At 54.3% G+C, this 26,785-nt stretch carries 24 protein-coding genes; 12 read left to right on the top strand and 12 right to left on the bottom strand.

What is annotated here, in order from left to right:
- The first annotated feature begins 154 nt into the window (after window positions 1-154).
- Complete coding sequence (moeA, locus tag BM323_RS03010) at window positions 155-1,390, top strand: molybdopterin molybdotransferase MoeA (protein ID WP_284155555.1); 1,236 nt, start codon at window positions 155-157, stop codon at window positions 1,388-1,390.
- Window positions 1,390-2,142 carry a molybdopterin-synthase adenylyltransferase MoeB gene (gene moeB, locus BM323_RS03015; protein ID WP_008102505.1) on the top strand — a complete coding sequence of 251 codons (753 nt, stop codon included), beginning with the start codon at window positions 1,390-1,392 and terminating at the stop codon, window positions 2,140-2,142. Before moeA ends, moeB begins: the two co-directional genes overlap by 1 nt.
- Before the next feature lie 61 nt (window positions 2,143-2,203).
- Here the strand turns inward: moeB and BM323_RS03020 are convergent, their stop codons facing one another.
- Window positions 2,204-3,655 (bottom strand): FAD-binding oxidoreductase, encoded by a 1,452-nt coding sequence (locus BM323_RS03020; RefSeq protein WP_008102506.1) that lies wholly within the window; start codon window positions 3,653-3,655, stop codon window positions 2,204-2,206.
- Window positions 3,656-3,672: 17 nt separating this feature from the next.
- A complete protein-coding gene (locus BM323_RS03025) occupies window positions 3,673-4,458 on the bottom strand; it encodes an SDR family oxidoreductase (RefSeq protein WP_036647936.1) in 786 nt (261 codons plus the stop codon).
- Window positions 4,459-4,851: 393 nt separating this feature from the next.
- Here BM323_RS03025 and BM323_RS03030 point away from each other — a divergent pair, with 393 nt between their 5' ends.
- Complete coding sequence (locus BM323_RS03030) at window positions 4,852-6,123, top strand: MFS transporter (RefSeq protein WP_008102509.1); 1,272 nt, start codon at window positions 4,852-4,854, stop codon at window positions 6,121-6,123.
- Window position 6,124: 1 nt separating this feature from the next.
- The gene (locus tag BM323_RS03035; protein WP_008102511.1) at window positions 6,125-7,561 is read left to right on the top strand and encodes an FGGY-family carbohydrate kinase; all 1,437 of its coding nucleotides are present in this window, start codon (window positions 6,125-6,127) and stop codon (window positions 7,559-7,561) included.
- A 26-nt stretch (window positions 7,562-7,587) separates the two neighbouring features.
- Here BM323_RS03035 and BM323_RS03040 read toward each other — a convergent pair whose 3' ends face one another.
- Both BM323_RS03040 and BM323_RS03045 read right to left on the bottom strand, forming a co-directional pair.
- A complete protein-coding gene (locus tag BM323_RS03040; RefSeq protein WP_008102513.1) occupies window positions 7,588-8,163 on the bottom strand; it encodes a glycerol-3-phosphate responsive antiterminator in 576 nt (191 codons plus the stop codon).
- An 18-nt stretch (window positions 8,164-8,181) separates the two neighbouring features.
- Window positions 8,182-9,099, bottom strand: a complete 918-nt coding sequence (locus tag BM323_RS03045; protein ID WP_008102515.1) for a LysR substrate-binding domain-containing protein — start codon at window positions 9,097-9,099, stop codon at window positions 8,182-8,184.
- Between the two features lie 221 nt (window positions 9,100-9,320).
- Between BM323_RS03045 and BM323_RS03050 the strand changes: the two genes are divergently transcribed.
- The 4 genes from BM323_RS03050 to BM323_RS03065 are packed head-to-tail and all read left to right on the top strand — an operon-like array spanning window position 9,321 to window position 13,697.
- Entirely contained in the window at window positions 9,321-10,685 is a 1,365-nt protein-coding gene (locus BM323_RS03050) for an MFS transporter (RefSeq protein WP_008102517.1), read from the top strand.
- A 12-nt stretch (window positions 10,686-10,697) separates the two neighbouring features.
- A complete protein-coding gene (gene fae, locus BM323_RS03055; protein WP_008102519.1) occupies window positions 10,698-11,198 on the top strand; it encodes a formaldehyde-activating enzyme in 501 nt (166 codons plus the stop codon).
- A gap of 13 nt (window positions 11,199-11,211) precedes the next feature.
- Window positions 11,212-12,258, top strand: coding sequence for an aldo/keto reductase (locus tag BM323_RS03060; protein WP_008102520.1), 1,047 nt, complete (start codon window positions 11,212-11,214; stop codon window positions 12,256-12,258).
- A complete protein-coding gene (locus BM323_RS03065) occupies window positions 12,255-13,697 on the top strand; it encodes an NAD-dependent succinate-semialdehyde dehydrogenase (RefSeq protein ID WP_008102521.1) in 1,443 nt (480 codons plus the stop codon). Before BM323_RS03060 ends, BM323_RS03065 begins: the two co-directional genes overlap by 4 nt.
- 314 nt (window positions 13,698-14,011) lie before the next feature.
- On the opposite strand, the gene BM323_RS03070 is transcribed toward BM323_RS03065, so the two are convergent.
- The 7 genes from BM323_RS03070 to mntR all read right to left on the bottom strand — a co-directional run bounded on the left by BM323_RS03070 (window position 14,012) and on the right by mntR (window position 22,538).
- A complete protein-coding gene (locus BM323_RS03070; protein WP_008102523.1) occupies window positions 14,012-15,604 on the bottom strand; it encodes an ABC-F family ATPase in 1,593 nt (530 codons plus the stop codon).
- Window positions 15,605-15,792: 188 nt separating this feature from the next.
- On the bottom strand, window positions 15,793-16,194 hold the full coding sequence (locus BM323_RS03075) for an H-NS family histone-like protein (protein WP_008102525.1): 402 nt from the start codon (window positions 16,192-16,194) through the stop codon (window positions 15,793-15,795).
- A gap of 416 nt (window positions 16,195-16,610) precedes the next feature.
- Window positions 16,611-18,140: an efflux transporter outer membrane subunit gene (locus BM323_RS03080; protein ID WP_008102527.1), complete on the bottom strand. Its 1,530-nt coding sequence runs from the start codon at window positions 18,138-18,140 to the stop codon at window positions 16,611-16,613.
- 1 nt (window position 18,141) lies between these two features.
- A complete protein-coding gene (locus tag BM323_RS03085) occupies window positions 18,142-19,710 on the bottom strand; it encodes a DHA2 family efflux MFS transporter permease subunit (protein WP_008102529.1) in 1,569 nt (522 codons plus the stop codon).
- Window positions 19,707-20,834, bottom strand: coding sequence for an HlyD family secretion protein (locus tag BM323_RS03090; RefSeq protein ID WP_008102532.1), 1,128 nt, complete (start codon window positions 20,832-20,834; stop codon window positions 19,707-19,709). Before BM323_RS03090 ends, BM323_RS03085 begins: the two co-directional genes overlap by 4 nt.
- A 115-nt stretch (window positions 20,835-20,949) precedes the next feature.
- The gene (locus BM323_RS03095) at window positions 20,950-22,059 is read right to left on the bottom strand and encodes an SLC13 family permease (RefSeq protein ID WP_008102534.1); all 1,110 of its coding nucleotides are present in this window, start codon (window positions 22,057-22,059) and stop codon (window positions 20,950-20,952) included.
- Between the two features lie 20 nt (window positions 22,060-22,079).
- On the bottom strand, window positions 22,080-22,538 hold the full coding sequence (mntR, locus tag BM323_RS03100) for a manganese-binding transcriptional regulator MntR (protein WP_008102536.1): 459 nt from the start codon (window positions 22,536-22,538) through the stop codon (window positions 22,080-22,082).
- A 202-nt stretch (window positions 22,539-22,740) separates the two neighbouring features.
- Here mntR and BM323_RS03105 point away from each other — a divergent pair, with 202 nt between their 5' ends.
- Window positions 22,741-22,935, top strand: a complete 195-nt coding sequence (locus BM323_RS03105; RefSeq protein WP_008102539.1) for a hypothetical protein — start codon at window positions 22,741-22,743, stop codon at window positions 22,933-22,935.
- A 132-nt stretch (window positions 22,936-23,067) separates the two neighbouring features.
- Here BM323_RS03105 and ompX read toward each other — a convergent pair whose 3' ends face one another.
- Window positions 23,068-23,580: an outer membrane protein OmpX gene (gene ompX, locus BM323_RS03110; protein ID WP_008102541.1), complete on the bottom strand. Its 513-nt coding sequence runs from the start codon at window positions 23,578-23,580 to the stop codon at window positions 23,068-23,070.
- A gap of 378 nt (window positions 23,581-23,958) precedes the next feature.
- Here ompX and rhtA point away from each other — a divergent pair, with 378 nt between their 5' ends.
- From rhtA to glnH, 3 genes are all read left to right on the top strand, one after another.
- Window positions 23,959-24,867, top strand: coding sequence for a threonine/homoserine exporter RhtA (rhtA, locus tag BM323_RS03115; RefSeq protein WP_008102544.1), 909 nt, complete (start codon window positions 23,959-23,961; stop codon window positions 24,865-24,867).
- A gap of 297 nt (window positions 24,868-25,164) precedes the next feature.
- Window positions 25,165-25,668: a DNA starvation/stationary phase protection protein Dps gene (gene dps / locus BM323_RS03120; protein ID WP_036647916.1), complete on the top strand. Its 504-nt coding sequence runs from the start codon at window positions 25,165-25,167 to the stop codon at window positions 25,666-25,668.
- Window positions 25,669-25,990: 322 nt separating this feature from the next.
- Window positions 25,991-26,737 carry a glutamine ABC transporter substrate-binding protein GlnH gene (glnH, locus tag BM323_RS03125; protein WP_036647919.1) on the top strand — a complete coding sequence of 249 codons (747 nt, stop codon included), beginning with the start codon at window positions 25,991-25,993 and terminating at the stop codon, window positions 26,735-26,737.
- Window positions 26,738-26,785 lie beyond the last annotated feature (48 nt).

Here is a 26,785-nt window from a genome sequence, read left to right on the forward strand (position 1 = left end):
ATACACGCGCAATATTGTAGGGTCGCCATTTATGGTGACCGAAAATTCAATCAGCCGTAGCGTGAAATACCCCTTACTGACCACCAACTCTCGCTTAACGGCCACGCATTACCCATAATAGACCGCATCTGAAATTAACCAGGCAGAGATGGACATGGAACCTTTTACCGCAGGATTAATCTCCCTCGAAGACGCGCAGCAAAAGATGCTGCAACAGCTGAAGCCGATCAGCGATTCGCTTAACGTCTCGCTGTTTGAAGCCGCCGGACGTATCACCGCGAAGCCGATTCTTTCGCCGCTCGATGTGCCCTCGTTTGATAACTCGGCGATGGACGGTTACGCGCTGCGCCTGGCTGATATCGCGCCTGACCGCGTGTTACCGGTGGCCGGTAAAGCGTTTGCTGGTGCGCCGTTTAACGGTGCCTGGCCAGCGGGCAGCGTGATCCGCATCATGACCGGCGCGCCGATTCCCGCCGGTTGTGATGCCGTGGTGATGCAGGAGCAAACGGAGCAGCGCGACGGCGGCATTGTGATTACCGCGCCGGTGCAGGCCGCGCAGAACATTCGTCGCATCGGCGAAGACATTCAGGCGGGCAAACAGGTGCTGGACGCCGGAGTACGTCTCGGCGCGGCCGAACTGCCGCTGCTGGCGTCGTTGGGGATTGCTGAAGTGAGCGTACTGCGCAAACTGCGCGTGGCCATTTTCTCCACTGGTGATGAATTGCAGGCGGTCGGCCAGCCGCTGGCGGAAGGTCAGATTTACGACACCAACCGCTTTACCGTGGCGTTAATGCTCAACAAGCTGGGCTGCGAAGTGATTGATCTTGGCGTCATTGCCGACGATCAGGCGGCGCTGCGTACCGCCTTTACTGAAGCCGATCGTCAGGCCGATGTGGTGATCAGCACCGGCGGCGTGTCGGTTGGCGAGGCCGACTTCACCCGTGCGATGCTGGAAGAGCTTGGCGCTATCACCTTCTGGAAACTGGCGATTAAGCCGGGTAAACCTTTTGCTTTTGGGCGTCTGGCAAACAGCTGGTTCTGCGGTTTACCGGGCAATCCGGTTTCTGCGGCGGTAACTTTCTATCAATTAGTCCAGCCGCTGCTGGCCACCTTAACCGGCCAAACCACGCGCATCATGCCGCTGCGCCAACGCGCGCGCGCCACGCAGCGTTTGAAGAAATCGCCGGGTCGTCTCGACTTCCAGCGTGCGATTGTTAGCCGTGGCGATGACGGCGTGCTGGAAGTCCGCAGCACCGGTGCGCAAGGTTCGCATGTGTTCAGTTCGTTTGCGCTGGCAAACTGCTTTGTGGTGCTTGAGCGCGATCGCGGCGATGTCGAACCCGGCGAATGGGTGGAGATCGAAGCCTTTAACACGCTGCTGGAGGGTTAATGAGCGTTGAGTTGAGTGATGAAGAGATGCTGCGCTACAACCGCCAGATCGTACTGCGCGGTTTTGATTTTGATGGCCAGGAAAAACTGAAGGCATCACGCGTGTTGGTGGTCGGCCTCGGCGGTCTCGGCTGTTCAGCAGCGCCCTATCTGGCATCGGCGGGCGTGGGACATCTCACCTTGCTCGATTTCGATACCGTTAGCCTGAGCAATCTGCAGCGTCAGATCCTGCACAGCGATGCGAAGATTGGCATGGCAAAAGTCGCCTCGGCGCAGCAGCAGCTGGCGGCGATTAATCCACATTGTCAGCTGGAGCCAATTGATGCACAGCTGGACGACGCGCAGCTCAGCGCATTGATTGCGCGGCACGACGCGGTGGTGGATTGCACCGATAACGTCGATACCCGCGAGCAGATCAATCGTCTCTGTTTTCAGCACAAGGTGCCGCTGATCTCCGGCGCAGCGATTCGCATGGAAGGCCAGCTCAGCGTCTTCACCTGGCAGCCCGGCGAGCCGTGTTATCGCTGCATCAGCCGTTTGTTTGGCGATCAGGTGTTAAGTTGCGTCGAAGCGGGCGTGATGGCACCGCTGGTTGGCGTGATTGGCGCGATGCAGGCGATGGAAACCTTAAAAGTGCTAACGACGTTCGGTCAACCCGCTAGCGCGCGCTTACTGATGTACGATGCGATGAGCGCGGAATTCCGCAGCATGAAGGTGGCACAAGACGCGCACTGCGAAGTGTGTGGTAAATAACGCGCGCGTCCCTGCGCGCCCCGTAGGGTCGCCATTCATGGCGACCTGGTAACGAGCAGCACTACTCTTGCGGGAAAATGGTGCCTTTATTCATAATCCCATGCGGATCAAACGCGGTCTTCAGCGCCTGTAAAATCGGCCAGGCGCTGCCGTGCTCCTGTTTCGCCCACTGCACACGATGCTTACCAATGCCGTGGTGATGTACCATCGAACCGCCCAGCTTCAGCGTCTCTTCCACAATCATGCCGTTAAGCGGCACATGGTATTTCGCCATCTCCTCTTCCGGGCGGCAATCCACCACGTTGTAGTCATACACGAAATACATATTGGTGCCGTTGATGTAGCTGTGCGACGAGTGTCCGCCGAGCATGGTGATGTCCTGCGCATGCGGAAATTCGTTGCGAATGCGCTTCAGCACGTTTTCGTAGATGGCATTAATGGTTGACCAGTCGCCCGATACTTCGGTGGTGAAGCCCATGTTGCCGGTGCGCATAATAAAGTCGCGCTCGGCCTGCACTTTCTCCGGTCCCCAATTAAGGTTTTCGAACCAGTTTTGGATCAGCTTACTGTCAACCGGCTGACACTCGCGGTGCTGCGCCACAATCGCCTCAATGCCTTTCCCGGTGGCTTCGCTGATCCCGCGCGTCCCTTCCGCCATGAAAATCAGTACGCATTTGTCTTTCGAGAAGTGACTGAAGTGCTGATTAGCATCCTCAGGATCGTAGAGACGCGCAATCGACGGGCGATAACCATCAACCATCACTTCCCGCAGGATGGCGAAGCCGGTTTTCATCGAATCAAGCAGATAGCCATAAAAACGGTTATTTTCTGGCTGATATTTAAACATTTTCACCGTGACTTCGGTGATGTAACAGAGCGCACCTTCGTTACCGATAATCACATGGCGAATATCCGGACCGGCCGCACGACGCGGAACGTTTTTGATGCGGGTGATGTCACCGTTCGGGAACACCGCTTCCAGTCCCACCACCATATCTTCGATGGCACCATACAGCGTGGAGAACTGGCCGATACTGCGCGTGGCGACCAAGCCGCCCATCTGCGCTAACGGCTTCGACTGCGGTGAATGGCCGGTGGTGTAACCCTGGGCGCGCAGCTGATTTTCCAGCACTTCCAGCGTTACGCCACACTGTGCGGTGACCTGCATGTTTTCGATATCGATCTTAATGACCTTATTCATGCCGGAACCATCCAGCACCACCGAATTCGGTGCAGCGGTTTCCAGCCCGCCTTCGGTGGCCGATGCGCCGGTACGCGGCACGCCGTTAATCTGGTGGCGATTCATAAAGGCCAGCACTTCGGAAACCTGTTGGGTGTTTTGTAACTTCACCACCGCTGCCGGAATAGGCATGGTATACACGCCGTGAATATCGGCATATTTACGGAACCGATCGTGGCTGCTGCGCTTTAATTCTGCTTCATCGGTAATCACCTGCTGCGGACCGGCGATCTCTTTTAATTGTTCAACAATAGCTTCGCGTGAGAGCGTCATAATTCATTCCTCAATTTTTAGCGAACGCGGTAGCCGCCATCGACGACTAATAAATGACCGTTAACATAATCTGATGCGCGGCTGGCTAAATAGACCATCGCGCCCATTAAATCCTGCGTATTTCCCCAGCGATTAGCGGGAATATGATCCAGCACGCGTTGATTGGTTTCAGGATTGCTGCGGGTATTTAACGTAATCGGCGTCGCGTAATAACCCGGCGCAATGCCATTGACCTGAATATTGTGTTGACCTAACTCGTCACAATAGGCTTTGGTTAAACCGGCAATCGCATGTTTGGTAGCGGCATAGGCCGGCGATCCTTGTCCTCCTAGCCAGGAGAAGAGCGAGCAAATATTAATTATCTTGCCCGACTTCTGCGGCACCATTATTTTTGCTGCCTGATGACTCATTTCAAATGCTGCGGTGAGATTCACCTGAATCATTGGATCCCAATCCTGACGATCAAATTCCAGCACCGAATTTAACTTACAGATCCCAGCGTTATTCACCAGAATATCCAGCCGACCAAAGCGTTCCAGACATTCGGCAATAATGCGTGCCGGTTCGCCCGCCTGCGTGATATCGGCTTGCATGAACTCCACCCGAACGCCACAACTTTCAATCAGTTGGCGCGTTTCGGCATTGGCAGGTGCCAGATCCGGAATAAACACGTTGGCACCCGCTTTGGCTAACGCCACGGCAAAGGCCTGGCCGAGACCGCTGTTGCCGCCGGTGACAATGGCGCTTTTGCCATGCAACCCAAAGAAGTCGAGAGAAAAACTCTCCAGCGCTTCCGTCGTCATCATTTCACCTCCTGGCTAAATAACGGGCAATAAAAAAGGAGAAAAGCAAGCTCCTTCGCGGTGAAGCGAAGAAGTTACTTTTCTCCTAATCTCGAGTAACTGCCAATTACGCTAGCATGGCGAATTAAAAATAAAAAGCGATCGTAATCACAAAAGTTATTGCAACAAAAGTATGCGCTAATCACGCCATATAATTTACTGCGCACAAATTAAATAGGATAAAACCGAGAGCACAGTGAAACTGGCTTTTGTGATTCTCTTCACAACGCAAACTCCTGGCTGCGTGTTAAAAATGGCGTCCGTTACTGTCTGAGACGAAGAGAAAAGTAACTTTCCGCAATTGCGGAGAGGATGCTTTTCTCTTTTTTTTGTTTCTAATTTTGGGGATTTGAGATGCACGCTAAAAATACCACGCGCTGGCTAACCCTGGCGGTAATAAGCATCAGCGGGGGCATTAGTTTCGATCTCGCCTATTTACGCTATATCTATCAAATTCCCATGGCGAAATTTATGGGTTTTTCCAATACCGAAATTGGTGTCATTATGAGCACCTTCGGTATTACAGCGATTTTACTTTACGCGCCGGGCGGCATCATTTCTGACAAATTCTCGCACCGCAAAGTGATGTCCGGCGCGATGATCGCCACCGGCTTATTGGGCATGATTATGGCAACTTATCCGCCGCTGTGGGCGATGTTGCTGATTCAGGTTGCCTTCGCCATCACCACCATTTTGCTGCTGTGGGCCGTATCGATCAAAGCGGCATCGCTGCTCGGCACACGTGAGGAGCAAGGCAAAATCATGGGCTGGATGGAAGGCCTGCGCGGTGTCGGCGTGATGGGCCTGGCGCTGTTTACCGTGTGGGTGTTTTCACGCTTTCATCCGGACGATCCCAACAGTCTTAAAGCGGTGATCCTGATTTACAGCGGCACCTATATTGCGCTGGGGATCGCCTGCTGGTTTCTGGTCAGCGATGGCTTTGCCCAGAGCGGCGACGAGGCACAATCTGCCTTTAGTCTGCAGCATGCGCTACGCGTGCTGAAAATGCCCACCACCTGGTATTGCAGCATGATCATCTTCGGCGTCTATACGCTTTACGCCATTCTCAGCTACTCCACCAACTATCTCTCCGAGATTTACGGCATGTCGCTGGTCGCCGCCAGCTATATGGGCATCATCATCAACAAAGTGTTTCGCGCCATTTGTGGTCCAATGGGCGGCATGCTCACCAGCTACAGCCGCTGGCGTTCGCCAACGCGCGTGATTCAGGTATTTGCATTGGTGAGTTTCACCACGCTGATTCTGCTGTGGCTGGTCACACGGCAGCCGGTGAGTTTAGTGCTGGCGATTGGCCTGATTCTGTTGATGGCCTTTACCTGCTACGCCTCGCGCGGGCTCTACTTTGCCTGCATCGGCGAAGTGAATACGCCAAAACAAATTCTGGGCACCACCATCGGCATCTGCTCGGTGATCGGTTTTCTGCCGGATGTATTCGTCTACCCGATCATTGGCCACTGGCAGGATACGCTGCCGCCCGCCCTCGCCTATCGCAATATGTGGATGATGGGCGCCACGGCCAGCGTCTTGGTGCTGGTGTTTACCGCATTATTAATGGGACAAATCAAGCGCGTCGCGGCTGCGACTGCGCTGGCAAAAGGAGTCTGATATGTCTGGCTATTTGATGGGCATCGATGTGGGCACGCAAAGTGCCAAAGTGGTGATCTTCCAAACGGATGGCAAGGTGCTGTGCAGTGCTCAGCAACCGCTGCGCGCGCTGGCTATCCCGCAGCCAAACCGTGCTGAACATCCTGACGACGATCTCTGGACATCGGTGCAACAAGCCTGCCGCGCGGCAATGCTGCGTTTTCACCAGTTGGGCGGGCAACCGCATCAGCTGCTGGCCGCCGGGTTGTGCGTGATCCGCTGCTGCCGTGTGCTGATGCGCGCTGACGGTGAACTGGCATGGCCAGTGATCAACTGGATGGATGTGCGTCTTAATCAGCCTTATCAGCACGAAACGGCTTATGGCGACGTGCGCTGGATCACCACCACATCCGGCTATATCACCCATCGTCTTACCGGGGAAACGCGTGATACCAGCGCCAACTATATTGGCTGCTGGCCGATGGACGATGTGCATCAGGATTGGGATAACGCGCAGATGACAGCCTGCAATCTGCGCCGCGAACAGCTGTTTGATGTGGTGCGGCCGGGCGACGTACTCGGTCAGGTAACGTCTGCCGCCGCCAAAGCCAACGGACTGCCGCAAGGCTTGCCGATTGTGGCCACCGCGCATGATAAAGCGGTGGAAGCCTTGGGCGCGGGTGCGTTAGCCGATGATGAAGCGCTGATCTCACTCGGCACGTATATCGGTGCGATGGTGCACGGTGATGAAACTCCGCGCAGTAGCGATCACTTCTGGCCGTTTCAGGCCGCGCTGCCACAACGTTTTCTCTATGAATGCATGGGCGTGCGTCGCGGCATGTGGACCATCAGCTGGTTCCGCGATCAGTTTGGCGCAGCCGCTGTCCAGGATGCGCAGGATCGCGGCATCGACATTGAGAGCTTGCTGAGTGCCGAAGCCAGTCGCGTGCCCGCAGGCAGCGACGGGCTGATCACACTGCACGATTGGGCGGCACCGGCGCACGCATCGTGGCGCAAAGGGGCAATCATCGGATTCGATGGCCGCCATACGCGCGCGCATCTGTTCCGCTCGCTGCTGGAGGGCATCGTGTTCACGATGAAGAATCATCTGGATCCGATGATGCAGGCGCTGGAGCGCCCGCTGGCGCAGCTGGTGATTTCGGGTGGCGGTGCCAATAGCGATCTGTTTATGCAACTGTTTGCCGATATCTTTGGCGTGCCAGCACGACGTAATGCCATGCGCAGTTCAGCGGCGATCGGCTGTGCCATCAGCGCGGGCATAGCGGTTGGCGTGTGGCAACAGTACGCCGATGCGGTGGCAGCGCTGGTGCAGCCGGGCGAGACCTTCATGCCCAACGCCGCACATCACGCGCACTATCAACAGCTCAATCAGCAGGTTTATCAGCAGTTGCATGCGGCGCTGGATCCGCTGTTACAGCGATTGAGTCCGCTGGCCTGATATCCAGGTGCGCATAAATGCGCACCCTACGGAATAGCGGCAGCCAATGGCCACACGCTCGCATTGGTCGTGGACACCGCCAGCGCGCCGGCTGCCAGCGCCAGACGCGCATCCTCTTCATCGCACACCAGCCCGCCGGCAATGATCGGCTGGCTGATGCGTTCGGTGATCCAGCCCAGCACTTTCGGCATACAACCCGGAAGGATTTCAACAATATCCGGCGCTGACTGCGCTACTTGCTTCTCAATGTTGTTGAAGGAGATGGAGTCGAGCACGAAGAGCCGGTGAATCGCCCAGAAACCGTGCTGGCGCGCGGCTTTCAGCATCGCCGGTTTGGTGCTGATGATGCCATCCGCCTGGGTGACGATTTTCAGAAACTGAATTACCACTTCCTGACGCGAGCTGCCTTCCAGCAGATCGACATGGACGAAGGCCATTTTCCCGGCCTGTTTGATCTGCCCAACGATACGCCCGATGTTGCAAATGTTGCCGTAGAGCACCGACACCACCTGACAAGGTGAATCCAGCGCCTGTTGCAGACTTTGCGCATCTTTCACCGCCGCTACCACCGGCGCGTTCTTTAACAACTCAACTAAATCCACTGCACACCACCTTTTCCATTAAAGCGTCATCGTGGCAATCGGCGCGGCAGCGTTAAAACGCTGCATCTCCGTCAACAGCCAATCGCGAAATACGGTCACGCGCGGCAGCGTCTGTTTGCCGCCCGGTACTTCCAGCCAATACCCGTTCGCGCTGGCGAGCATCTGTGATGACACCTGCACCAGCACGCCATTGTTCAGTTCATTACGCACCATCGCACGATCCAGCACCGCATAACCCGCACCGGTCACGCAGGCGTTGATCACCTGATCCTGGGTACTGAAGGCCAGCCCGTTATCTTCCAGCGCCGGGGCTTCACCGCAAGCCTGACACCAGCGCGCCCAGTTATCCAGCCGGCTGTCGCCATTGAGGATGTGCAACTGAGGCATCAAATTGATATCTGGCCAGGCCCCATCCAGCATCAGCAGCGGACTGGCCACCAGCACCAGGGTTTCATGGCACAGCCATTCCCCTTCGCCGCCCGCCGCCTGCGCCTCTTCCTGCGATCCAAAGCGGATAGCGCAGTCAAAGTCGCTGTATTTCTGGCGCGCTTCACTGATCAGCATGATTTGCAGATGGCGATGCTGTTGACGCAGCGTGACCAGCCGTGGCGCTAACCAGCGCGTGGCAAAAGTAGGCGCAACCTGCAAACGCAGGTGCTGGCGCGGATTGTGTTGTTGCACGCCGCGCACGCCCTCTTCCAGCAAATCCAGCGACTGCCGCACCACCGGCAGCAGCTGGATCGCTTCAGGGGTAAGCAGTAAACCGCTATGGCTACGCACGAACAGATCTTTGCCGAGGAAGGTTTCCAGCTGACGCATCTGACGACTGGCGGCGCTCTGCGTCATGAATAACGCATCGGCGGCTTTGCTAAAGCTCAGGGTGCGACAGGTCTCTTCGAACAGCCGCAACATATTGAGAGAAGGTAACTTTCTCATCTCTGCCTCCGGCAGACATGGGTGAAATGTTGCGCCAATGTAACCACAGCCCTTTCAGCCAGGGAGAATCAAACGCCAATTTTATGAGAGCAATCACAGGAAATTGCGGAATAGGGGTATGAGTTTTTCGCACTCGCCTGCGCCCGGCTCAAATGTCACAGTAATTTCGCATCCAGATAACAATAAAATAACAATCATCTCTCCAACCAGAAGGAAGGAATATGAAGCAAACCACTCTGATGGATGACGTACCCTTAAATCGCTTTCACCTCAAAATCACCGGTTTGACCTTCGGCGCGCACCTTACGGATGGCTACATTCTCGGCTCTGTTGGCTTCGCGCTGACGCAAATGACGCCGCAGATGAACCTGTCGCCGTTCTGGCAGGGGATGATCGGCAGCTCCGCCTTAATCGGCCTGTTCCTTGGCAGCTTGATTCTTGGCTGGATCGCCGACTCCGTTGGCCGTCAGAAGATCTTCTGCTTCAGCTTTATTCTCATCACCCTCGCCTCCGGCATGCAGTTTTTTGCGCAGTCGGCTGAGCAGCTGTTCCTGCTGCGCGTGCTAATTGGCTTCGGCCTCGGCGGCGACTTCGCGGTCGGTCACACCATTCTGGCGGAGTTTGCGCCGCGTAAGCATCGCGGTGTGCTACTTGGCGCCTTCAGCGTGTTGTGGACGGTTGGCTACGTGGCGGCGAGTTTTGCCGGACATCTGGCGCTCAACGCGCATGCAGACGGCTGGCGCTGGCTGCTCGCCTCTTCGGCGCTACCGGCGCTGGCGATTCTGCTGTTGCGCATCGGCACGCCGGAATCCCCGCGCTGGCTGCTGCGTCGTGGGCGAAGGGAAGAAGCGCTGGCGATTGTGGCGCGTCTGTTTGGCCCGAATGTGACCTTGCCGGAAGAGCGCCAGCAAGCACCCGATGGCGGCCTGAGCGCGCTGTTCAGCCCACACTATCGTCGTCGCACCGCCTTTAACTGCTTGTTCTTTGTCTGTCTGGTGATCCCCTACTTCGCCATTTACACCTTCCTGCCGGCGATTCTGCGTCAGATGGGTTTGGATCAGGGCTTCGCCACCGATTTGCTGTTGAGCGGCCTGTTATTGGTCGGCGCGGTGTTGGGCATTGTGCTTACCGCCATGTGTTCACGCCGCGGCTTCCTGATTGGCTCGTTCATCTTCCTCGCCGCCTGCTTATTGCTGCTGAGTCTGCTGCACAACAGCGCGGGCATCTGGCTGATTGTGCTGTTCGCGGCTTTCACCTTAGTGATGTCGGCAGTGAGCAACCTGGTGGGCGTGTTCCCTGCCGAAAGTTTCCCAACGGATGTGCGCTCACGCGGCGTGGGTTTCGCCACCTCAATGAGCCGCCTTGGATCGGCGGTCGGCACGTTATTGCTGCCGCTGGCGATCGTGAATTACGGCATCGGCGGCACCATGGCGTTACTGGCCGCGATTCTGGTGCTGGGCGCGTTGGTTTCCATCGCCTGGGCGCCAGAAACCAAAGGATTGACGCTAACCGACGCGTCACAAGACACACCGCCGGCTGACAAGTCGCTCAGCCCGCACGCTTCAACTTCAACGCAACAGCTGTAACGGGAGGCAATAATGGAAATGTATATCGGTGAAGGTTTTGCAGGCGACGGCGTGAATGCCTCGCACATCAATATCATGATTGGACCGCGTGACGGCGTGGTGGGACAGGCGTTCTCCACCAGCCTGGCCACGCCATCGCAAGGGCACTGTCCCTTTATGGTGGTGATTAAACCCAATGTGCCGGCCAAACCTATGACCTTGTATGTGAATAAAGCCGCAATTGATGGCGAACTGCACGGCAACGCCACCTGGGGCGCTTCGCAAGCGGCGATTGCCAAAGCGGTCACCGAGGCGCTGCTGAAAGGTACGCTGCCCGCCGAAGCCGAAGATGAGTGGTGCATCGTCACGGCCAACTGGGTGAATCCGGGCTGTACCGATGTGGATGAGGTGTTCGCCAATAACTATCGCGCCTGCACGGTGGCCATTGAGGCAGCAATGGAAAAATTACCGGGCCGCCAACAGTTGCAGCAGGCGCTGTCGCAGTTGGGCAATCCGTTCTATACCCCGAAGTAACAGGAGTTGCAGCATGGAATACATCAATCTCGGCCACAGCGGTTTACGCGTATCCCGTCTTTGTCTCGGCACCATGAACATGGGCAGCAAGAGCTGGAAACCGTGGATTTTTGATGAGGCGCAGAGCGAGCCAATCATTCGTCACGCGCTGGAGAACGGCATTAACTTTATCGATCTGGCTGATTTCTACTCCAGCGGAGCCGGTGAAGAGGTGGTAGGCCGCGTGCTGAAACGCGTGGCACAGCGTGACGAACTGGTGCTGACCACCAAAGTCGGGTATCCGCTTGGCGGCGGGCACAACAATCAGGGCCATTCGCGTAAGCACATCCTCGACAGCATTGACGGCAGCTTGCGCCGCCTCGGCACCGATTATGTCGATATGTATATGCTGCACTATTTCGATGTGAATACGCCGATCGAAGAGACGTGGGAAACGATGAACAGCATCGTGCGCAGCGGCAAAGCGCGCTATGTCGGCGTGTCCACCATGTATTGCTGGCAGCTGGCGAAGATTTTGTGGTGCTGCGAACGCAACGGCTTCGTGAAGCCCATCAACATGCAGTTGCAGCTTAACTGCGCCTATCGCGAAGAGGAGCGTGAAATGCTGCCGTTCTGCCGCGATCAGGGTTTGGGCGTCTCGGTGTTCAGTCCGTTAGCGCGCGGTTTGCTGAGTGGCGATGTGCAGTCGGTGCGCAATCAAACCGACTTCTTTACCCGCGAAATGTATGGCGATGAAGCCTCATTGCAGATCGCCGAATCGGTGGGCCGCGTGGCAGCGGCGCGAGGACTTTCCAGCGCACAAATCGCGCAAGCCTGGGTGCTGTCCCATCCAGGCGTGGATGCGATGCTGGTCGGGGCCGACAGCGTAGCGCAGCTGGATAGCGCGATCGCCGCATTGGATACGCCGCTGGATAGCGAAGAGCGTTTCGAGCTGGAACGCAATTACACGCCATGCGATGTGATTAACGATTACACCGCCGGTAAACGCATTACCCGCCACAGCCGCGCGCCACGCACGGTGTTTGCCGATCAGATTCAACCTGCGAGGAATATTGCATGACAACTTCACTGCTACGCACCGGCTGGTACTGCGATGGACAATGGCTGGAGAGTGAACACACCTATGAGGTGAATAATCCGGCCGATGATAGCGTGGTGGCGCACGTTGCTCACGTGGGTGAAGCCGAAACCACGCGGGCGATTGCGGCGGCCACTGCTGCCCTGCCCGCCTGGCGCGCCCTAACCCCCAAAGCGCGCGCGGTGGTTTTGCAGCGCTGGTATCAATTGATCCTGGAAAATCAGGAAGCGCTGGCGCAATTGGTGGTGCAGGAACAGGGCAAAGTGCTGGCCGAAGCGCGTGGCGAAGTGCTGTACGCCGCCAGCTTTATTGAATGGTTCGCCGAAGAAGGCAAGCGCGCCAACGGCAAAACCATTCCGTCCACCAAAGCGGGCAATCTGATCCTGACGCTGAAACAGCCGGTTGGTGTGGTCGCCGTCATCACGCCGTGGAATTTTCCGCTGGCGATGTTGACGCGTAAACTGGGCCCCGCTCTGGCGGCAGGTTGTACCGCCATCGTCAAACCCGCCAATGAAACGCCGCTGTCGGCTTTTGCCTTGCTGGTGCTGGCGGAGCAAGCGGGCGTGCCTGCGGGCGTGCTGAATGCCGTCAGCGGCGCCACGGTGGAGATTGGTCATACGCTGACGCACGACGATCGCGTGCGCAAAATCTCCTTCACCGGCTCAACGGCGGTGGGAAAATTGTTGATGCGCGATGCCGCCAGCTCGGTGAAAAAGTTGTCGCTGGAATTAGGCGGCAACGCGCCCTTTATCGTGTTCGACGATGCGGATATTGATGCCGCGGTAGAGAGCGCAATGGCGGCAAAATTCCGTAACAGCGGGCAAACCTGTATTTGCGTGAATCGCTTTTACGTGCAGGACGGCGTTTACGATCGTTTCGTCAATAAACTGGCCGATGCAGCGCGGGCACTGAAAGTGGCGCCGGGTTTGACGCCTGGCGCACAGCAAGGTCCGCTGATCCATCGGCGCGCCATGGAAAAAGTCGAAACCCATGTTAAAGATGCGGTGCAGCGTGGTGCACGTTTGCTGTGCGGCGGTGAGCGTCATGCTCTGGGCGGCAGTTTCTATCAGCCTACAGTGCTCGCCGATGCCAATGAGCAGATGTTGCTGGCGCATGAAGAAACCTTCGGCCCGGTAGCCGCCTGCTTCCGCTTCACCACTGAAGATGAGGTGATCGCCCGCGCTAACGCCACGCCATATGGATTGGCGGCTTATCTGTGGACGCGTGACTTAGCGCGCGCGCTGCGCGTCACGCCACAGCTGGAGAGCGGCATGGTGGGTGTGAACGAAGGGATCATTTCCACCGAAGTGGCACCGTTTGGCGGCGTGAAAGCATCAGGTTTGGGACGTGAAGGCGCTGATGTTGGGTTGGACGAATATCTGGAAACGCAGTATGTGAATATTGGGCAGATTGGGAGTTGAGGGGATTTGCTGCTTTCCCGAGCAAGGTTGAGAGAATGACGCCCGATCGCAAAGGATAACCGCATCCATGCTGATCGGCCTCGCCATCCATGGCTCGGATGCTTTGCTCTTAGGGCGTCACTCCCTCACCCATCAAGCAGAGGTGCGGCTGTTTAAACCAGGTGCGCATTAATGCGCACCCTACAACGCTGGATTGCTATTCAAACTTCATTGCGGCTGTTTAAACCAGGTGCGCATTAATGCGCACCCTACACGTAGGGTCGCCATTTATGGCGACCTGGTTAAATAATACCTTGGCTGCTATGGCGACCTGGTTAAACAATCCCCTGGCTGCGCAGGTAATCTTCATAGTTACCGGTGAAGTCGATAATACGATCGGCTTTCATCTCCATCACGCGGGTGGCCAGCGAGCTGACAAACTCACGGTCGTGCGAGACGAAAATCAGGGTACCTTCATACATCTCCAGCGCCATGTTGAGCGACTCGATCGATTCCATATCAAGGTGGTTAGTCGGCTCATCCATGATCAGGATGTTCGGCTTCTGCATCATTAGCTTGCCAAACAGCATACGGCCCTTTTCACCACCCGACAGCACTTTGGCTGGCTTATTGATCTCGTCGTGACCAAACAGCAGGCGGCCAAGAATACTGCGCACCGCTTGCTCATCATCGCCTTCCTGCTTCCACTGGCTCATCCAGTCGAATACCGTCAGATCTTCAGCAAAGTCTTCCGCGTGATCCTGGCCGTAATAACCAATACGCGCATTCTCGGACCATTTCACCGTGCCGCTATCCGGCGTATGTTCACCGACCAGCGTTTTCAGCAGCGTGGTTTTACCGATACCGTTGGCACCGAGGATCGCCAATTTCTCGCCGACTTCTAACATCAGGTTGAGTTTATTAAACAGCGGACCGTTATCAAAACCTTTGGTCAGCGCTTCAACTTCCAGCGCATTACGGAACAGTTTCTTATCCTGGTCAAAACGGATAAACGGGTTTTGACGGCTGGACGCTTTAACTTCTTCCAGCTTAATTTTATCAATCTGCTTGGCACGCGAAGTCGCCTGACGTGATTTAGAGGCGTTGGCGCTAAAACGGCTGACGAACGATTGCAGATCGGCAATTTGCGCTTTCTTCTTGGCGTTATCCGATAATAAACGTTCGCGTGATTGAGTAGCCGCGGTCATATATTCGTCATAATTACCTGGATAAACGCGCAGTTCGCCGTAATCCAGATCCGCCATATGCGTACACACCATATTCAGGAAGTGACGGTCATGCGAAATGATGATCATGGTGCTGTTACGTTCGTTGAGCACTTGCTCCAACCAACGAATGGTATCGATATCCAGGTTGTTGGTCGGTTCATCGAGCAACAAAATATCAGGATTGGCAAATAATGCCTGCGCTAAAAGCACACGCAATTTCCAGCCCGGCGCAATTTCGCTCATCGGACCGTAGTGCTGCTCCACCGGAATGCCAACGCCCAGTAATAATTCACCGGCACGTGATTCCGAACTGTAACCGTCCATCTCGCCGTATTCGACTTCGAGATCGGCGACTTTATAGCCTTCCTCTTCGCTCATTTCCGGCAAAGCATATATACGGTCACGCTCTTGCTTCACTGCCCACAATTCATTGTGGCCCATAATCACGGTGTCCAGCACACTATATTGCTCAAAGGCAAATTGGTCCTGACGTAACTTACCGATACGCTCATTAGGGTCGAGGGAAACATTTCCACCCGTCGGCACCAGGTCGCCGCCCAGTATTTTCATAAAGGTAGATTTACCGCTGCCGTTCGCACCGATTAAACCGTAACGATTACCGCCGCCAAATTTAACGGAGATATTTTCGAACAGCGGCTTACTGCCGAACTGCATGGTGATATTGCTGGAAACTAACACGGCATTGACCTTTGTTACGCAGTGGAGGAAAAAACAGCGGGCATTATGCCAGAAGCGGGCACCCGTACGCCACCTCTGCGCCAGAGGCAGAGAGGGTAATCGGCTGAACGTCTTGAGCTAATACAAAAAAATAAATAAAAAAGCCGAAGGCGTTGGCCTTCGGCTCCCACTTACAAGGATTGTGCGGATTATTTGATCAGGAAAGTATCGAGGCTTTTACCTGAATCCAGCGCTTTTTTAATCGCAGCTGGGGTACGGCCTTGGCCGGTCCATGATTTTACTTCACCGTTTTCGTCGGTGTAAGAATATTTTGCTGGACGTGGTGCACGCTTAGCGCGTTTTTTACCAACTTCCAGAGCACCCAGTAATTCGTTCGGGTCAATACCGTCAGCCAGCAGCATTTCGCGATATTTAGACAGCTTCTCTTCTTTTTCGCGGTTCTGCGCTTCTTCTGCGTTTACTTCGTCACGACGTTCAGTCACAACAACAGTTAATTTTTCCAGAATTTCTTCCAGATCGGTCAATGGCAGTTCACGAGCCTGCGCACGTAATGTGCGAATGTTGTTCAGAACTTTAAATGCGTCACTCATCACAATGTCCTTGCTTAAGGGGGTTAAATAAACTGTAGTGGCAAGATTACCTAATTCAAATAAAAAAATAAATTAATTTTATTGTCCGGATTTATCTGAAGTTGCTTACCTAATTCTTACATTGAGCTTTAAAACGGGTAAGGTTGCTTTAATTAACCCTGAATTAACAACTCAAGGTTGTTCCTTATGGAGGAACTGGAATCGATTTCAGTCCGATATTCTCAGGTAATAAACAACCATTTAGGTGCTATTGCGTGCTGCAGCATTAGTGAGCATAAAGGTAAGCAAGGATTAATGGTGTAACGAAAAACCTATTTTCATTAAGGAGTAATATATTGCTGAGGATGAGAGAAGAATCTCATTTTTTCTTATCGTGCCGATAAAAAAGCCGGTGTTTAACCGGCTACTAAGGGAAATTAATGCACTTCCGTCGCGGGACCAAACACTGAATAGTCTGGCAGATTGACATTTTGATAAGGTTCCCAGCCACCGCCCAGCGCTTTATATAACGCCACTAAATCGAGCGCACTTTGCATGCGCGCCTGCGTCGATTGCGCTTTAGCTTGCGCCAGTTGTCGCTGTGCATCTAATACATCGAGGAAAGTAGAAATACCCTGACGATAACTGTCGCTGGCTAAATCAAATGCACGTTGCAGTGCGCCGGTGGTTTCATCCAGTGCAATAACCTGCTGTTGATCGGCGCGATAACTAACCAGCGCGTTCTCCACATCCTGTAGCGCGGTTAATACCGTTTGCCGATAATCAAGCGCCGCGCTGGCTTGCTGCGCGCGCGCCAGTTTTACGCTGGAGACTAAACGGCCGCCCTGAAAAATAGGAATCGACAGCGACGGCCCAACGCTGAAGAAGTGGCTGCTCCAGTCATCCAGATAGCTGGCATCGGTATTTCGCACACCCAGTTGCCCGGTGAGCGACAAGCTGGGGAACAGATCGGCAACCGAAACGCCAATATTCGCGGTTTCCGCATGCAAGGTCGCTTCGGCCTGACGAATATCCGGACGTCGCCGCGCCAGCGTGGACGGAATGCCCACCGGCACCAATTTAGGCAAATCGGGCAGTGGTTTGATGTTCATCAGTTCATTATCCAGCGCGCCCGGCGTTTTACCCAGCAGCACCGCCAAACCGTTCATCGCCTGCTGCTGCTGCGCCTGATATTGCGGCAGCTGCGCATTCAGTGAGGCCAGCTGCGCGCGGGCATTTTCCACATCCGTGGTGGGTGCTAAACCGTTTTGCTGCTGACTTTTGGTTAGTTCCCAGGTTTGCTGAGCCACCTCGATCTGCTGTTGCAAGGTCGCCAGCACCGCCTGCGAACCGCGCAGTTGCAGGTAGGCGCGCGCGACTTCAGCTTCCAGCGAGACCAACGCATCGTTGCGCTGCTCGATAGCCGCCTGCTGCTGCGCATCCGCGGCTTCCATCTGGCGGCGCACTTTGCCCCACAGATCCAGCTCCCAGCTGGCGTCAAAGCTGCCCTGATAAAGAGTAACGGAATGATCTAAACCGTTGAGCTGGCTGGCGACATCGCTATCAACCTGATCATAAACGCCGTTGGATTTCAGCAAGCCTTTCAAACCCAGCTGCTGACGCGTGACCTTTGCCGAGCCGTTAAGCGACGGGAATAAGCCACCGCGCGCCTGCGCCAGCTGCTCACGCGCACCGGCAATACGCAGTACCGATTGTTGCAGCGTTAAGTTGCCAGCAATGGCGCGCTCAATCAGGCTATCAAGCTGCGGATCGTTAAAGCTTTTCCACCACAGCGGATTGGTCGCCGCCGCCAGCGGCTTAGACGCTTGCTGTGAAGGTAAATCATGGTAGCCGCCCGGCGTGTGCGCCTGCGGTGGCTGATAATCCGGTCCTACCGCGCATCCGGCCAGCAACAGTGACAGCGCCAGCAACGTCAGTGACGGCTGAGATCGCGAAATCATTTTCATTTTAATGTGCTCCTGCACCGCCTTCGCTCTTAATTGGCGAAAGCAACCAACAGAATGGAATCAATAGCAGCGCCACAATACTCAGGCCCATAAATACGTCGATGTACGCCAGAATACGCGCCTGGGCGATCATCTCCTGATAGAGCTGCCCGCTCGCCAGCACCAGCGGATCGCCCACGGCGGTGGTGAAATTGCGGATCGAATCAGCCCAGTGTTGCAGCGTGAGATTGTAAGGCTCGTTGAGCGGCGACATATTGTGCACCATGCTGGCCGAACGCGTCTGCATGCGTTCGGTAATGGCCGCCGTCGACAGCGAAATGCCGATCGAGCCCGCAACGTTACGGAACATGGTGAACAATGCTGAGGCATCGGCGTTTAATCGCTGCGGCACGGTGATGAACGCAATAGTAGTCAGCGGCACAAACAGGAAGCCAAGGCCGATCGACTGCGCGCTGCGCATCATCACCAGCGTGGTGAAATCGACGTTAGGCGTTAACGTGGTGGAATAGAAGAAGGCGCTGGCAAGACAGGTGAAGCCGAACGCTATGATGTAGCGCGTTTGCACGATCGGCATCAGTTTCAGCACGATGGGTATCGTCAGCACAATCAATATCGCGCCGGGCGATAGCACCAGCCCCGACCAGGTTGCAGTGTAGCCAAGATCCTGTTGCGCCAGCTGGGGAAGCACCACCGAACTGCCGTAAAGAATCATCGCCATGCCCGCCATCAACAAGCCCGCCACCCAGAAGTTGCGATCTTTCATTACGGTGAGATCAACCACCGGTTTACGGGCATATAGCAGCCAATAAATGGCGCCGATAATGCCGATCACCGCCAGCATGGCGAACAGGCGGATAAAGTGCGAGGCAAACCAATCTTCATCTTCGCCACGATCGAGGAACACCTGCAAACAGCCCAGCCCCAGCGTGATCAGGCTGATGCCGATGTAATCGATCTTCAGGCGGCCTTTATCCCACTTGCGTTCCCACGGCGGATCTTCCAGCAGCTGATAAATCGCCATCACCGTCAAAATGCCAACCGGAATATTAATGAAGAACACCCAACGCCAACTGTAGTTGTCGGTGATCCAGCCGCCGAGCGTCGGACCAATCACTGGCGCAACAATAATCGCAATCGACGACAGGCCAAAGGCTTTGCCGCGATCTTCCGCTTTGAAGTAATCGAGAAGTACCGATTGCTGCACCGGCTGCAATCCGCCGCCAAAAAAGCCCTGCAGCACGCGGAACAAAATGATCTGCCACAGTTCCGTGGCGATGCCGCACAGGAAGGAGCAGATGGTGAACATCACGATGCAGATCAGGAAGAACTGCTTACGGCCAAACAGGCGGCTGAAGAACGCCGAGATCGGCAATACGATGCCGTTGGCGACCAGATATGACGTTAAAACCCAGGTCGATTCGTCATAACTGGAGGAGAGCGAGCCGGCAATATGCGGCAGCGCAACGTTGACGATGGTGGTGTCGAGGATCTCCATAAACACCGCCAGCGTCACCGTAATAGCGACCAGCCACGGATTGCTGGCCGGACGCCAGCTTTCGCTCGCACTCATTCCACTGTGACCTTCGGCTCAACCGACAAGCCCAGTGGCAGCGGATGGTTGGGATCTAACCCTTTATCGATGACGATTTTCACTGGCACGCGCTGCACGATTTTCACGTAGTTGCCGGTGGCGTTTTCCGCCGGGAAGGTGGAGAAACGGGAACCCGATCCCATCTGCACGCTATCCACATGCCCTTCCAGCTTCATATCCGGCCAGGCATCGACACTGATTTCCACTTTGTCGCCCGGCTTCATGCGCGCCAGCTGCGACTCTTTGAAGTTGGCGTTAATCCAGATTTCAGGCGAAACCAGCGAGAACAGCGCGCTGCCAGCCTGCACCAGCGTGCCGAGGTGCACGTTACGCTTGGTGACGAAGCCATCGTATGGCGCGCGAACCTGAGTATAAGAGAGATTCAATTCGGCGGTGTTGAGCTGCGCCTGCGCCTGCTCAACTTGTTGCTCACGCGCTTCAACATTGGTTTCCTGCTGGCGGATTTGCAGCTTCACCTGAGAAGCCACTTCAACCTGCGCTTTAGCGCTTTGCAGTTGCGCTTCAGCCGAACGCAGCTGCGCGGCGGCAGTATCAATATTTCGCTGTGAAGTGGCTCGCGGATCAACGCCGCGCTGGCGACGATAATCGGCCTGTGCGTTGAGCAAATTGGCCTGCGCTTTAGCCTGATCGGCGAGCGCTTGATCGCGCTGCGCCGGATACTGCACGCGAGACAAGGCTAACTGCGCCTGCGCCTGATGCAGCTGCGCCTGTGCCAGACCAAGCTGAGCTTTGGCCTGATCGCGCTGCGCTTCGCTGTCGCGCGCATCGATCTCCACCAGCAAATCACCCTGCTTCACGCGCTGGTTATCGCGCACCAGCAGCTTGACCACGTAACCGGCCGCTTTCGGCGCGATAGTCACCGCATTGCCTTCGGTAAAGGCATCATCAGTGCTTTCAATATTGCGCGTGGTGAGCCAGAACCATAATCCCACCACGATCATGATCACCACCACAATGGCGAGAAAAATCAGTGGCTTCTTTCCGGGGCGTTTACGTTCTGGTTCGTTGTTATCTTGATGGGTATTCGAGGTTTTTTGCGGATCCTGCTGATCGCGTTCAGACGGTTGATTCTGGTTTTCCATAATTTTTCATCGTAGGCGGTTGTCCCGATTCCCGGGCAAAAACGGTCAACATAACCTTAGATGGGAAATTGACAAATGCCAATGCAACTTTACACAAGCCGACATTGGCATGGCGCTAACGTATGAGGTGTAACAGCAGCCATCCGCCCAACATCGACCAGCCCAGCATCGGAATGGAAAACAAGTGGAAACGCCACCAAACACGCGCATCTTGCGCCATGCGCAAGGCAATCAGGTTGGCGAGCGATCCCGGTAATAAGCCAAATCCACCGATATTCACCGCCCACGCCAGCACGTCGGACGGTGGCACTTTCTGCAAAAGCAGAATGGTGGCGGGAACGTTACTGATGAATTGCGACAGGCCAATGGCCAGTAGATAGAGTCCGCCCTCGCCTAGCTGACCAATAGCGGCAAAATGCGGCTGCAGCCAGGACAAATGCATCAACAGGAAGACATCGATAAACATCGCCACAAACACCAGCAGCAAACTCCAGTCGATGCTGATCAACACGCTGCGCGCCATGATCAGGAAACAAACCGCTACCAGCAGCAACGCCCAGCCGGTCATTTTCAGCTCGAGCGCCACGATAAACACGATGTACAGCAGCACGCTGATCATGAAGAGCGGCTTCTGCCATGTTTGGCTTTCGGTTTGGTCATGTTTCTGGATTACGCGCGCCGGGAAACTCCACCACGTCAGCGCCATTAGCGTGAGCATTAAAAATGCCGCCAGCGGCGCCATTTGCGCAATGAAGCCTGGCACGCTGAGCGTACCGTGACTCCACAACAGAATGTTTTGCGGGTTGCCAACCGGCGTCAGTAAGGAACCTGCGTTCACCGCCAGCGCTTCGAAAATGATCAGGCGGGAAATCGGCAAGCGCGAAAATTTGCGCAGCGTTAGCGTTAGTGGCACCAGAATAAACAGCGCAACATCGTTGGTGAGAAAAGTAGACAGCAACGCGGCGGCGCATACCATGAACAGCGCCAGTGCGCGTTCATGCTGAAAGCGCTGAATCAGGCGCGCGCCGAGCACATCAAAATAGCCGCTGTTCTCTAGCCCTTTGGTCAACATCAATAAGCCGGTGAGCGTCATGATGGTGTGCCAGTCCACCGCGGCAGGCAGTTGCGACCAGCGGAAATTCGCCAGCGGCAACATGATCACACCTAAAAGCAACAGCAAATGCAAAATACGATCGCGCATTAAGGAACGAAGCAGATTGGGCATGATGGCGGAAGGCCTTGTAGTTAGCGACTCTCGTAGAATTTCTGGAACACGGCCAGGGTTTCATCACTGACGTGATGCTCCAGGCCTTCTGAATCACGGCGCGCGGTTTCCGGGCTAACGCCCAGCGCCAACAGGAAGGTTTCAACAATATGATGACGAACGCGGCTCGCTTCCGCCAGCTTCTCACCTTCGGCAGTGAGGAACACTCCGCGATACGGCACTTGCTCGACTAAACCGGTGGTGCCAAGACGCTTCAACATTTTCGCTACCGTCGGCTGGGATACGCCCAAACGTGCGGCCATATCGACCTGACGCGCTTCGCCAAATTCACGAATCAAATCAGAGATTAATTCAACGTAGTCATCGATCAGCTCACGACGATGCGCCTCGCGCACCTGACGAAATCCTTCGACATGCTCCTCTATCTCTTTTAGCGGGCCCTGGGGCATGTTGGTGGCGATTTTTGCACGACGACTCATCTAACTTCCTCTTTATTATCTGCCGCACTTTACCTGCGGTGCGGGCTGGCTGCGCCCATTGTAAACCAGGCACAAATAAGCACAAATTTTTCCTAAATAGTGTTGGCTAAAGAGTATAGCCAGTGCTATCTTTGTTGATAATGTAAGCGAATAGCTTATAAAGGCTACAAAGAAATTGTCGTCATTCACTCGGGAGGTGAACATGACTACCATGAAAAACTGCCTCGACTGTGGCAAATGTTTCCAGGCTGAACAGAGCAAACCGGCTTTTGAGCTGAAATCACTGCTGTGCCTGTTTACCCGCTCGCCGTTTGCGCTGCGTTTGATGCTGATTGAAAAGCTCACCGGCAAACAGCTGGTTGAACGTCCGTGCCCAAACCTGATCTGGCGCGGCTAAGGTTCCCGACTTCCAATAAAACCCGCTCACGTAGCGGGTTTTGTGTTTCTGGTAGCCGGTAAACCCTATTTTGCGCCCATAAAAAAACGGCCCCGAAGGACCGTTTATTGTGCAACTGGTCTAAGCAAGAACTTAGAAGCTGTAACCTACGCCAGCAATCCAGGTGCCAACATCGACGTTGCGGATACGGCTCTGCTCGTAACCTACGTCAACTGCGATGTTCTCGATTGGGTTGAACTGCATACCCGCACCGTAAGAGAAACCGTAGTCGCTTGAATCAGACTTAGAACGTACTGCGGTATCGTTCTGCTGGAATTTGCCGTAGCCCACACCAACAACACCGTAGATGCTTGCCCAGTCGTTCAGACGGTAAGCTGGACCACCGGTGATGCCGTAGTACTGGCCTTTGTTATAAACGCCAGCATCAGTACGATCTTTCTCGGTGTAGGTGAAAGAACCGATCCAACCCAGTGGGTTAGAACCGTCTTCGTAACGATATTTCAGGTTGAAGCCGTTTGCTTTGTTAGCAACGCCTTGATAATCGCTCTGAGCGTAACCACCGGTAACGGTGCTTTGTGCCATGGCAGAACCTGCAGAAACTGCAAGTACACAAGCCAATGCTGAAAGACATGCAATTTTTTTCATAACCACCTCAAATGTGAATATACTTCTCTCCTGACAACGCTGTAAATATAACAAAAAACAGCAAGAAACTCTGCCCGCATTTTGTTGTCTAACAGATTGTTTGGTGTAACAGAAAGTTAATGAAGTTTCCTATGTCATTCATTTTACTTATAAAAACCATCATATTCCTGCAACATAAATTCCGATCACAAAAAATGCCTTTAAGTAAATTCCTAAACTAACCTGACGTTTCTTTACGGAAATGGCCCTAAAAATGGCCAAATTATGACCTGTTAGCGCTTTTTAATTCCCCGATTCGCGTCTCCTTATTTGCTGAAGATTCCTTTACACTGAGCACTTGTTACCCTGCTGTTAATAAATAAAGGACTGGATTACAGGATGTCTGCGCCTCAAACGACCAAAAATATGGCCCCGGTGTTGTTCCCTATTACCGTACTGCTGATTGCCATGCTCTCGCTGCAAGGCGGCGCTTCTCTGGCGAAATCACTGTTTTCCACCGTTGGCGCGCCCGGCATTACCGCGCTGCGTCTTGGTCTTGGCACGCTGATTCTCTGCATCATCTTCAAACCCTGGCGTTTGCGCTTTACGCGCGAGCAACGCAAGCCGCTACTAATGTACGGCTTGGCGCTTGGCTGCATGAACTATCTCTTCTATTTAGCGATTCGCACCGTGCCGCTGGGCGTTGCGGTTGGATTGGAGTTTCTGGGTCCACTGACGCTGGCCTTGATCGGCGCGCGTCGTCCGCTTGATTTTATTTGGGTGCTGCTGGCGGTGGTGGGTTTGTGGTTCCTGTTACCAATCGGTGAAGGGATGAGTCATATCGATCCGCTCGGTGCGCTGTTAGCGGTGGGTGCGGGTGCCTGCTGGGCAGTCTATATTCTTGCGGGTCAGCGGGCGGGCGCGGAACATGGCCCGGCAACGGTGGCGATGGGTTCGCTGATTGCCTCGGTGATTTTTGTGCCGCTCGGCCTGACATTCGCCGCGCCGGGCATCTGGCATTGGGAAGTGCTGCCGTTAGCGCTGCTGATCGCCCTGCTCTCGAGCGCCATTCCCTATTCTTTAGAGATGATGGCGCTGACGCGACTGCCGGCGCGTATTTTCGGCACATTAATGAGTCTGGAACCGGCGATGGCTGCGCTTTCAGGCATGCTGTTCCTCGGCGAACTGTTAACGTTGCAGCAGTGGATGGCGCTGCTGGCGATCATCATCGCCTCGGCAGGTTCAACGCTGACTATGAAACAAAAGAGCGCAAAAATAAGCGAAGTGGATATCAATCATCCGCAATAAATATTCAACACGTTAGCCTGCTTCGCGGCAGGCTAAATATAGAAGCATTCTCATTTTCATTTTTAATGTGGCGTTAGGATTTCTCCGTTATTATTTTGCAACACGATTAATAAATAATTAACAAAAACCGCAACCTTCTGTTTTACCTAAACTAATACTTAAACCGCACAATCCCTGAGCAACATTAAGGTTTATCTATTCCTGTCATTGATTTAATCAATCCTGCAGATTAAAAAACTGCTGCTATACTTATTTCCGTGCTTGATTAGGACAACCATCAATAAGAGGACATTAATGATGAGTACCGCAAAACTGGTTAAAACTAAATCGTCTGATCTGATTTACACCCGTAATGACGTCGCTGACAGCGATAAAAAAGCGACCATCGAGGTGCTCAACCGTCTGGTAGTGGAGTTTATTGACCTGTCGCTGATCACCAAGCAGGCGCACTGGAATATGCGTGGCGCTAACTTTATTGGCGTACATGAGATGCTGGATGGTTTCCGTGCGGCCATTACCGATCACCAGGACACTATCGCTGAACGTGTGGTTCAGCTAGGCGGCGTAGCGCTGGGTACCACTCAGATCGTTAACGACAAAACACCACTGAAAAGCTATCCGTTGAACATTCATAGCGTGCAGGATCACCTGAAAGCGCTGGCCGATCGCTACGCGATTGTGGCGAATGACACGCGTAAAGCCATTACTGAAGTGAGCGATGAAGACACCGCTGATATTTTCACAGCAGCATCGCGTGATCTGGATAAATTCCTGTGGTTTATCGAATCGAATATTGAATAAATTTCAGTGTTATAACGAAGGCGGGTTATCCCGCCTTTTTTTACGTCTGTAACATTGTGGTGCTTTTTTTGACGTCGTTAACAATTCCTTAATCCCTTCTTTCGCTCTCCCCGCCCTTGGTGCACACTGTGCCTGCACCACAACAGCACCATGCACCAAAATAAAGCACCAATAAGGTGCAAAACTTTTCTTCTGCGCAAAATCGTGTCAGCAAGTGCTTAAAACTACTGATTTCCTGCAAAATGAAAAGTTGGCATAATTTTTTCATATGATACGCCGTACAGCAGGCCACAAGGCCTGAAGGGTAATAAGGAAAAAAATGATGAAGTCATTGATTAAAGTCTCCGTGGCCGCGTTAGCGCTGGCCTTCTCGCTTTCTTCCACCGCAGCAGACAAAAAACTGATCGTCGCGACCGACACCGCATTCGTTCCCTTCGAGTTCAAACAAGGCGATAAATACGTCGGTTTTGATATCGATCTGTGGGATGCCATCGCGAAAGAACTGAAACTCGATTACGCCTTTAAGCCAATGGATTTCAGCGGCATCATTCCTGCGCTGCAAACCAAAAACATTGACCTGGCGCTGGCGGGTATCACCATCACCGAAGAACGTAAAAAAGCCATTGAGTTCTCTGACGGCTACTACAAAAGCGGCCTGCTGGTGATGGTGCGCGAGAATGAAAAAGACGTGAAGAGCATTGACGATCTGAACGGCAAAGTGGTCGCAGTGAAGAGCGGCACCGGTTCGGTTGATTACGCGAAAGCGCACATCAAATCGAAAGACTTGCGTCAGTTCCCGAACATCGACAACGCTTACATGGAGTTAGGCACTAACCGTGCTGACGCTGTGCTGCACGATACCCCGAACATCCTGTACTTCATCAACACCGCTGGTAAAGGCCGCTTCAAAGCGGTTGGCGAGTCGATTGAAGCGCAGCAGTATGGCATCGCGTTCCCGAAAGGCAGCGACGATCTGCGTGAAAAAGTGAACGGCGCACTGAAAACCCTGCGCGACAACGGCACTTACAACACCATCTATAAAAAATGGTTCGGTACTGAACCAAAATAATTGCGGCTTAAGCCGATTTTTCCAGCAGGGAGCCTAACACTCCCTGCT

Origin of the sequence: Pantoea sp. YR525, assembly GCF_900116775.1 — a bacterium.
Taxonomy (GTDB): domain Bacteria; phylum Pseudomonadota; class Gammaproteobacteria; order Enterobacterales; family Enterobacteriaceae; genus Pantoea; species Pantoea symbiotica.

Excerpts from the sequence above, each read along its gene's own strand:
- moeA (WP_284155555.1), top strand. The coding sequence starts at position 155 with ATGGAACCTTTTACCGCAGGATTAATCTCCCTCGAAGACGCGCAGCAA.
- moeB (WP_008102505.1), top strand. The coding sequence starts at position 1,390 with ATGAGCGTTGAGTTGAGTGATGAAGAGATGCTGCGCTACAACCGCCAG.
- BM323_RS03020 (WP_008102506.1), bottom strand. The coding sequence starts at position 3,655 with ATGACGCTCTCACGCGAAGCTATTGTTGAACAATTAAAAGAGATCGCC.
- BM323_RS03025 (WP_036647936.1), bottom strand. The coding sequence starts at position 4,458 with ATGACGACGGAAGCGCTGGAGAGTTTTTCTCTCGACTTCTTTGGGTTG.
- BM323_RS03030 (WP_008102509.1), top strand. The coding sequence starts at position 4,852 with ATGCACGCTAAAAATACCACGCGCTGGCTAACCCTGGCGGTAATAAGC.
- BM323_RS03035 (WP_008102511.1), top strand. The coding sequence starts at position 6,125 with ATGTCTGGCTATTTGATGGGCATCGATGTGGGCACGCAAAGTGCCAAA.
- BM323_RS03045 (WP_008102515.1), bottom strand. The coding sequence starts at position 9,099 with ATGAGAAAGTTACCTTCTCTCAATATGTTGCGGCTGTTCGAAGAGACC.
- BM323_RS03050 (WP_008102517.1), top strand. The coding sequence starts at position 9,321 with ATGAAGCAAACCACTCTGATGGATGACGTACCCTTAAATCGCTTTCAC.
- fae (WP_008102519.1), top strand. The coding sequence starts at position 10,698 with ATGGAAATGTATATCGGTGAAGGTTTTGCAGGCGACGGCGTGAATGCC.
- BM323_RS03060 (WP_008102520.1), top strand. The coding sequence starts at position 11,212 with ATGGAATACATCAATCTCGGCCACAGCGGTTTACGCGTATCCCGTCTT.
- BM323_RS03065 (WP_008102521.1), top strand. The coding sequence starts at position 12,255 with ATGACAACTTCACTGCTACGCACCGGCTGGTACTGCGATGGACAATGG.
- BM323_RS03075 (WP_008102525.1), bottom strand. The coding sequence starts at position 16,194 with ATGAGTGACGCATTTAAAGTTCTGAACAACATTCGCACATTACGTGCG.
- BM323_RS03080 (WP_008102527.1), bottom strand. The coding sequence starts at position 18,140 with ATGAAAATGATTTCGCGATCTCAGCCGTCACTGACGTTGCTGGCGCTG.
- BM323_RS03085 (WP_008102529.1), bottom strand. The coding sequence starts at position 19,710 with ATGAGTGCGAGCGAAAGCTGGCGTCCGGCCAGCAATCCGTGGCTGGTC.
- BM323_RS03090 (WP_008102532.1), bottom strand. The coding sequence starts at position 20,834 with ATGGAAAACCAGAATCAACCGTCTGAACGCGATCAGCAGGATCCGCAA.
- BM323_RS03095 (WP_008102534.1), bottom strand. The coding sequence starts at position 22,059 with ATGCCCAATCTGCTTCGTTCCTTAATGCGCGATCGTATTTTGCATTTG.
- mntR (WP_008102536.1), bottom strand. The coding sequence starts at position 22,538 with ATGAGTCGTCGTGCAAAAATCGCCACCAACATGCCCCAGGGCCCGCTA.
- BM323_RS03105 (WP_008102539.1), top strand. The coding sequence starts at position 22,741 with ATGACTACCATGAAAAACTGCCTCGACTGTGGCAAATGTTTCCAGGCT.
- ompX (WP_008102541.1), bottom strand. The coding sequence starts at position 23,580 with ATGAAAAAAATTGCATGTCTTTCAGCATTGGCTTGTGTACTTGCAGTT.
- rhtA (WP_008102544.1), top strand. The coding sequence starts at position 23,959 with ATGTCTGCGCCTCAAACGACCAAAAATATGGCCCCGGTGTTGTTCCCT.
- dps (WP_036647916.1), top strand. The coding sequence starts at position 25,165 with ATGAGTACCGCAAAACTGGTTAAAACTAAATCGTCTGATCTGATTTAC.
- glnH (WP_036647919.1), top strand. The coding sequence starts at position 25,991 with ATGAAGTCATTGATTAAAGTCTCCGTGGCCGCGTTAGCGCTGGCCTTC.